General features: G+C 72.6%; 5 protein-coding genes. 1 reads left to right on the plus strand and 4 read right to left on the minus strand.

Going from position 1 to position 6,051, the window contains the following annotated elements; genetic code table 11:
• From FOE67_RS13840 to FOE67_RS13855, 4 genes are all read right to left on the minus strand, one after another.
• A partial coding sequence (locus FOE67_RS13840; protein WP_182664093.1) for a hypothetical protein occupies window positions 1-853 on the minus strand: 853 nt, incomplete at its 3' end.
• The gene (locus FOE67_RS13845; RefSeq protein WP_182664095.1) at window positions 850-2,856 is read right to left on the minus strand and encodes a hypothetical protein; all 2,007 of its coding nucleotides are present in this window, start codon (window positions 2,854-2,856) and stop codon (window positions 850-852) included. The genes FOE67_RS13845 and FOE67_RS13840, both read right to left, overlap by 4 nt.
• On the minus strand, window positions 2,853-3,647 hold the full coding sequence (locus tag FOE67_RS13850) for a toll/interleukin-1 receptor domain-containing protein (RefSeq protein ID WP_182664096.1): 795 nt from the start codon (window positions 3,645-3,647) through the stop codon (window positions 2,853-2,855). Before FOE67_RS13850 ends, FOE67_RS13845 begins: the two co-directional genes overlap by 4 nt.
• 13 nt (window positions 3,648-3,660) lie before the next feature.
• Window positions 3,661-5,013, minus strand: a complete 1,353-nt coding sequence (locus FOE67_RS13855; RefSeq protein WP_182664098.1) for a helix-turn-helix domain-containing protein — start codon at window positions 5,011-5,013, stop codon at window positions 3,661-3,663.
• Between the two features lie 500 nt (window positions 5,014-5,513).
• Between FOE67_RS13855 and FOE67_RS13860 the strand changes: the two genes are divergently transcribed.
• Window positions 5,514-6,038, plus strand: coding sequence for a hypothetical protein (locus FOE67_RS13860; protein ID WP_182664100.1), 525 nt, complete (start codon window positions 5,514-5,516; stop codon window positions 6,036-6,038).
• Window positions 6,039-6,051: the final 13 nt, after the last annotated feature.

The raw sequence follows: 6,051 nt of genomic DNA on the forward strand, positions 1-6,051 counted from the left end.
CGCCCGGGGTGGGCTGTTCCTCCTCGGAGGTCATCGGCGGGCCGACGGGCGACGGCTCGGCGTCGGGGACCAGGTGACGCAGGCGCTCGGGCACGTCGGTGTCGTTCACCGCCGAGGTCAGGCGGGCGATGAGCCCGATGTCCCCCACCGTCTTCTCCACCTGTTCGTCGTTGCGGGCGAGCCACCAGGTGAGGGCGCTGCCGGTGTCCTTGAAGACATCCTCGCCCAGGTACTCCCGGCGGCTCTGTTCGTGTTTCCTGCGGTGTTCCCACACGGCCTTCTCCTTGCGGACCTCGGCCAGCTGCTCCAGGCGTTCCCGGTCGTGGTCGGCCAGGACGAGGGTGATCCCCTCGGCCATGACCCGCAGCCGTCCGGAGGGCTCGGTCCGCATCACGCTCAGGTCGCCGTTGAGTTCGTGCTGCACCAGGGAGACCCGGCCGGGCTCCCGGCGCTCGGTGATCGCCCGCGCCCGGGCCAGGACGGCCTCGACCGCCAACCCGGCCGGGTTGATCAGCGGTTCCGTCCCCCCGGCCCCGGTGGGGCTCCACCGCACCGTCCCCGAGAGGAAGAAGTCGTAGTCCTCCAACGCGCTGGGCAGGGCGACCCCGCTGACGCGGGCCTCGCGTCGTTCCACGGGTGCGGCCGGCAGGTACGGGGTCACCTCGGGTGGGATCGGGGTCCGGCGGCCGGCCGCCATCCGGACGGTTTCCACGACCAGGGCCGGTGCGGCGAGGAGCAGCAGGGGCCACACCCACACCGGGCCGGGCCACTGCGTGGAGACACCCGCGATGGCGACGAACAGGGCGGTCAGGACGGCGAGGAAGACGGTCAGGGTTCGGGTGCCGGCGCTCACGACGGGTTCTCCTCGGTGGGGCGACGCGGCGGTACCGCCTCGGACGAACGACTCCGGGCGGCGGAGATCGCCTCCCGCAGGGCGGTGAGGATCTCCGTGCCGCGTTCGGGACCGCCGGGTACGCGGTGGGCCCGGGCCCGGGCGATTCCGTACAGGAGGCCGGGCCGGTCGGGTCGGGCCATGGCGCCCTCGACCGGGATGGCCAGCAGGGCCTCCGTGTGCTTGTCGTGGTGCGCGGCGACGTTCAACCAGTGACCGATCGCCGCCGAGAGCAGCCCGATCGGGGCGTGCTCGAACGCCCGTGACCAGCCGATGACCAGGCGTTCCCGCACCACGCGGCGCTCCACGGGAAGGGACTCCCCCGGAGCGGAGGTGATCAGGGAGACCGGATCGGCGAGGTGGAGGAAGAGAGAGGTGTCGGCCTTCGGGTGGTCGGGGCGGACCAGGCGGCCCAGGAGGTGATCGCGGAGGTCGGGCTGTCGGCGCACCAGGTCCCGAAGCGCGTCGCGTGCCCGGTGGTCCCCGGTCTCCCACCGCGCCAGGTGGTGCAAGCGGACGAGCGCCTGGTGGGGATGGGTGAACGCGATGACGCCCGTGCACACCTCGACCAGCAGGTCACGGAACCAGCGGGGGAGCGTCTCCGATTGCGCCCACTCGCGCACGGCTTTCCTGAACTCCCGGCTCCCCTCGGCCCTGAGGCCCAGGAGGAGGGCTCGGGAGGCGGAGTCCAGCCGGGCCCGGGTGAAGCGACCCCGTCCCCACCTCCGGACGAGTTGTGCCACCTCGTCTCCGTGCCCTGTCCGCAGGTGTTCCGAGACCAGGCGCTCGACGGCATGCCTGAGGCTCTCGCCGCCGACGCCGTGGTCGGGGTCGGTCACGAGGTCGTCGAGCCAGGTACGCAACGGTTGCCGCAGGTCGGGTCTGGCGTTCCAGAAGTGGGCGCGCACGGCGCGGTCGCGGTCGAGTTTTTCGAACCGGACCCTCCCGGCGGGGTCGATGAGGGCGCCCACCTCTTTCAACCGCTGAGCCAGGTCGGCTTGTTCGAGCAGGGGGAGATCGGTGGCCGGTTGCCCGGTGACGCGCAGCAGGGCGGTGGTCGCCCGGTGGACGACGTCCGTGGGAGAGCCGTGCAGAAGGGACGCCACCAGCAGCAGACCCCGATCCGGGCCGTTCCCCGCATCGGCGGCCAGTCGGGCGACCTCATCGGCCTGATCGGTGAGCACCTCCGCCGCGCCGGCGCACCACTGCTCGAACGTGCTCCCGGCTTCCGGGGAGTTCCGGGCCCGGGCGATGAGATGGACGAAACGGGCGAGTTCGCGCATGGGGCGGGAGGTGTCCAGAACGGCGTTCGGGAACTCCGGCCACACTCCCTCCGTATCGAACGGTGTGATGTCCTCGGCCCGCAGGTGGGCACGGATCACCTGCTCGTTCGAGGGGCGGGTGAGCGCCACCCGGTACGGGTTCAACTCCACCTCCTCGCCGGCCGTCGCCGTGGAGGGCGGGATCACCACCAGATACGCGCTCCGATCGCGCACGATCCCCAGCAGAGCGGGAAGTTCCGGCCGGACGGTGGCCCATGTGCCGGGAGCGGCCTCGGAGACGTCGAGCAGCAGACAGCCGTGCCGGTCGATCTGCTCGGGGTCGGGGAATCGTCCACCCTCCTCCCCGGGGAGGGGGAGGTGGTGGATGGTGTCGTTCGTCCGCCGTCGCTCCGACAGCAGGACGCGGGCGGTGGCCGAACGGCCGGTGCCGGGATCGGCGTCCAGCAGGATCATCCTCCGCCGGGTGAGGAGTTCCCGTGCCTCTCCGGTGCCCCGTGGTGGCACGAAGCGTCTCCGCAATTCCCGGAGTTCGTCCTCCAGGACCCGCCGGGGGCTCTTTCCCCGGGAGTCCTTCAGGGCTTCGGTGATCACGGTGTAGCTGATGTACTGGTCACCGCTGCCGGTGTTCACCGGTCCCCGGGCGTCGGAGACCCGGGTGGTGTGGGTGAGGGTTTCGGTCACCGGTTCCCGTCCCGGCGCCGCTCCTCGTCCCCGTCGCGTCGTCGGCGGGACTCGCCGAAGTGCTGGTGGAAACCGTCGTGGTTGTCGCCCTCCACGTATCCCATGACGTCACCGTGGAAGTGCCGGTCCCCCGAGTCGTGCCGGGAGTTCTGGTACAGGTTTCCGCTCCCGGTGTGGACGGGTCCGGAGGAGCCCTTGACGACGGTGCCCGCGTCCCCGGTCACATCCCGGGTCTGCACGGCCGTACCGGACACGTCCCCCACGGTGTTGGTCACCGTCGGCGGGACCTCTCCCCGCCGCTCCCGGGAGTCCGCCGCGAGGCGGTCCGACTTCTCCAGGGCGGGCACCAGTTCGACGGCGGTGTCGCCGATGCGCTCGAGGTCCGCCTCGTGGTTCCCGTCGTCCAGCGGCAGGAACTGCAGGTCGGCGAGGAAGGACAGGGCGGGGGGAAGGTCCCTGGCGCGGAGCGGTACGGGGGTCCGGCCGGTGCGGATCGGTACGATCCGCACCGCGTTCCCGTACGCCTCCACGATTTCCCTGGTGACCCAGTCGTCGGGGCGGCCCAGCGCGGGGTTCTCCTCCCAACCGGGCTCCATGACGGCCAGCAGGAGGGAACACCGCCGCACACCGGTGAGGAGGTCGGTGGGGAAGTGGGAGCCGGCGCGGATGGACCGGTTGTCGAAGAAGACGTGCTCGGGGCCGAAGCGGTCGCGCAGGTGGACGTTGAGCAACGTCGCGCGGCCCTTGCCCCCGTTTCCGTCGCCGCGGTAGTTGATGAAGATCTCGGGCACGGTCGTTTTCCCTTCAGCTGTGTCGGATTTCGGTGAGGTGCCCCAGGCGGGGGGCCACCCGGCGGACGGACGACCGGCGTTCGTGGCGGGTGAGCACCCGGGCGAGACGGCGGACATCGGTGGTGACGGTCGCCGAGTTCACGGCCTCGATGTCGTCGAGGAGTTCGCCGGTGAGCCGGGCGGCGTGGTCGATCTCGCCGGCCATGGCGTGGGCGAGGGCCCGACGGACCCCGAATCGGGTGCGGACTCGCAGGGCCCGGGCCGGGACGTGCGCCACCTGCCGGTCGAGCACCCGGGCCGCCTCCCCGGGACGTCCCAGGTCGACCAGGCACCAGCCGGTGACCATGCCGACGATGTCGGGGAGATGGGTGGTGCCGAGGACGGGGGCCCCGGGGTCCCCGTCCTCGGCGAGCAGGTCCCGGGCGCGGTCCAGGCTGCGCATACAGGCGGTGTGGTCCCCGGCCAGGGCGTGCCCCTGGGCCTCGTGCTGGGCGGCCAGGCCCCGGACGCGGGCCGGGAGCCGGGGGTGCCCCGCCCGCCGGGAGAGTTCGACGGTCTGCGACGCGTCCCCCCGGTACATCGCGATCAGGGCGTGGCGGGTGAGGGCGTAGCCGGCGAGGGTCCGGTCACCGGCCGTCTCGGCGAGTTCGACGGCGAGACGGGTGCGGGCGAGGGCACCGGTGTCGTCGCCGGTCTCCTGGATCAGCCATCCCGCGTACTCGGCGTACCGGGAGGCGAGCAGCAACAGGGCCCTGCCGTCGGCGCCGCCCGCCGCTCCGGCCGCCTCGCGCAGCGAGTGGGTGTGCGCGGTGAGGGCGGGGATGAGGAAAACGGGGTCCACGGTCTGGCCGACGCTCCGGTAGTGCTCGAACAGGGCCCGGGAGCCCTCCAGCAGTCCACCCGGTGCCTCGTCGGTTCCCGGGTCGGGGAGGGGGTGCGCGGCCGGCGCCGCCGCGTCGGCCGGGGCGGGTCGGATGACACCCATGGCCATCGCCGCGCCGGCGCCGCCGACCATCATCCGGCGCCTTCCGATGGGGCGGGGCCCGGTGTCGTCCCCGGGGGAGGAATTCATGTGGTGTGCCTCCTCGTCGGTGTGCGGGGGGCGGTGGTTCGGCCCGGTGACGTCCTCTCGGAGTGCCCGCCGCGGGGTGTCCCGGCGGAGCGCGGGTCCGATCAGGGCCCCGCCGGCGTCGAGCGCGGCGTCGCACAGGCGTGCCAGATCGCCACTGGGGCGTTTCAGGCCGCGCTCGACCTTGCTCAGGTGCGCCTTGCTGTAGTGGACCCTCGCGGACAAGCCGGTGAGGCTCAGTCCGGCTTCCAGACGTCGTTTGCGGAGTTCCTCGCCGAATTCGACGAACGCTCGCATGACCTGTCCCTCCGTGGCGTCCCCCGGCCGTGCGCCGCACGACAGAATGGGCCGGCTCGGCGCGGGGGAACAAGGCGAATGGGGGTGTTTCCCGTTTCCCGATGAGAGGGAAACGGGAAACACCCGGCCTGTCGAGAGCGTCTTTTCGGTCGGGTCCGTCGAACAGGAGTGGTAGGAGGGTGAGTGGGGGTGGGAGAGGCGTCCCGGGGGAGAAAACGGACCCCTCGACACCCGTCGGGTGATCTGTTGTGCCAAAGGGTCGATCATCTGCGGGTGATTTTCGAAAGAAAGGTTTTCCGTGACGCCTCACCGGGGTTTTCCGGAATGCCGATGCGGGAGCGCCGCCGGGAAACCGCTCCCGGGTAACGGGGGCCCGGCTGCCTCCACCGGATCTTGTCCCGTCGCCCCCCGGGGCCCCCGACGCGCGGGCATCGCGGCGCCCCCGGGAGACTCGCGGGCGGCCCGCCGTGAGTGGCGCGGCGTGCGGAGGGGAGCGCGGCGTGCGGGCAGTGGAGGTGAGCGGGCCGATCACCGGTCGGGACCTGTGGGACGGCATGCGGGCCCGGCGGGGCATGCGGGTCGTGCGGTGGGGTATCGCCGTGGCGATGGGGGCGGGGGTGTGCGGACTCCTGCTCGCACCGAGCCTTCCCGACCGGGAGGGGGCCGGGGCGGTCGGCCTGCTCGGCGGCGGCGTCCGGGTCGGAGCGGTGGTGGGGTGGTCGACGGACCGGCTGCGCTTGCGTCGCCTGCACGCCGCGGTGACGGCCCGCGGCGAGTGCCGGATGCGACTCCACGAGGGCGGGATCGAGGCCGGCGGCGACCTCTCGACGTTCACGACGGGCTGGAAGGACCACCCCCACCGGGCGGAGACGGAACGCTGCCTCGTGCTGCTGGGCTCCCGGGGGATGTCCGCGCCCGTCATGGTGATCCCCAAGCGGCTGTTCGCCTCCCCGGAGGAGATCGAGGAGGCACGAGGGCTGGTGGCCCGACACACCACGCCGCTCACGGGGGCCGGCAGGGGATGAGACGCCGCCCGCC

Source organism: Streptomyces calidiresistens (assembly GCF_014141525.1).
Classification (GTDB): Bacteria; Actinomycetota; Actinomycetes; order Streptomycetales; family Streptomycetaceae; genus Streptomyces; species Streptomyces calidiresistens.

Excerpts from the sequence above, each read along its gene's own strand:
- FOE67_RS13855 (WP_182664098.1), bottom strand. The coding sequence starts at position 5,013 with ATGCGAGCGTTCGTCGAATTCGGCGAGGAACTCCGCAAACGACGTCTG.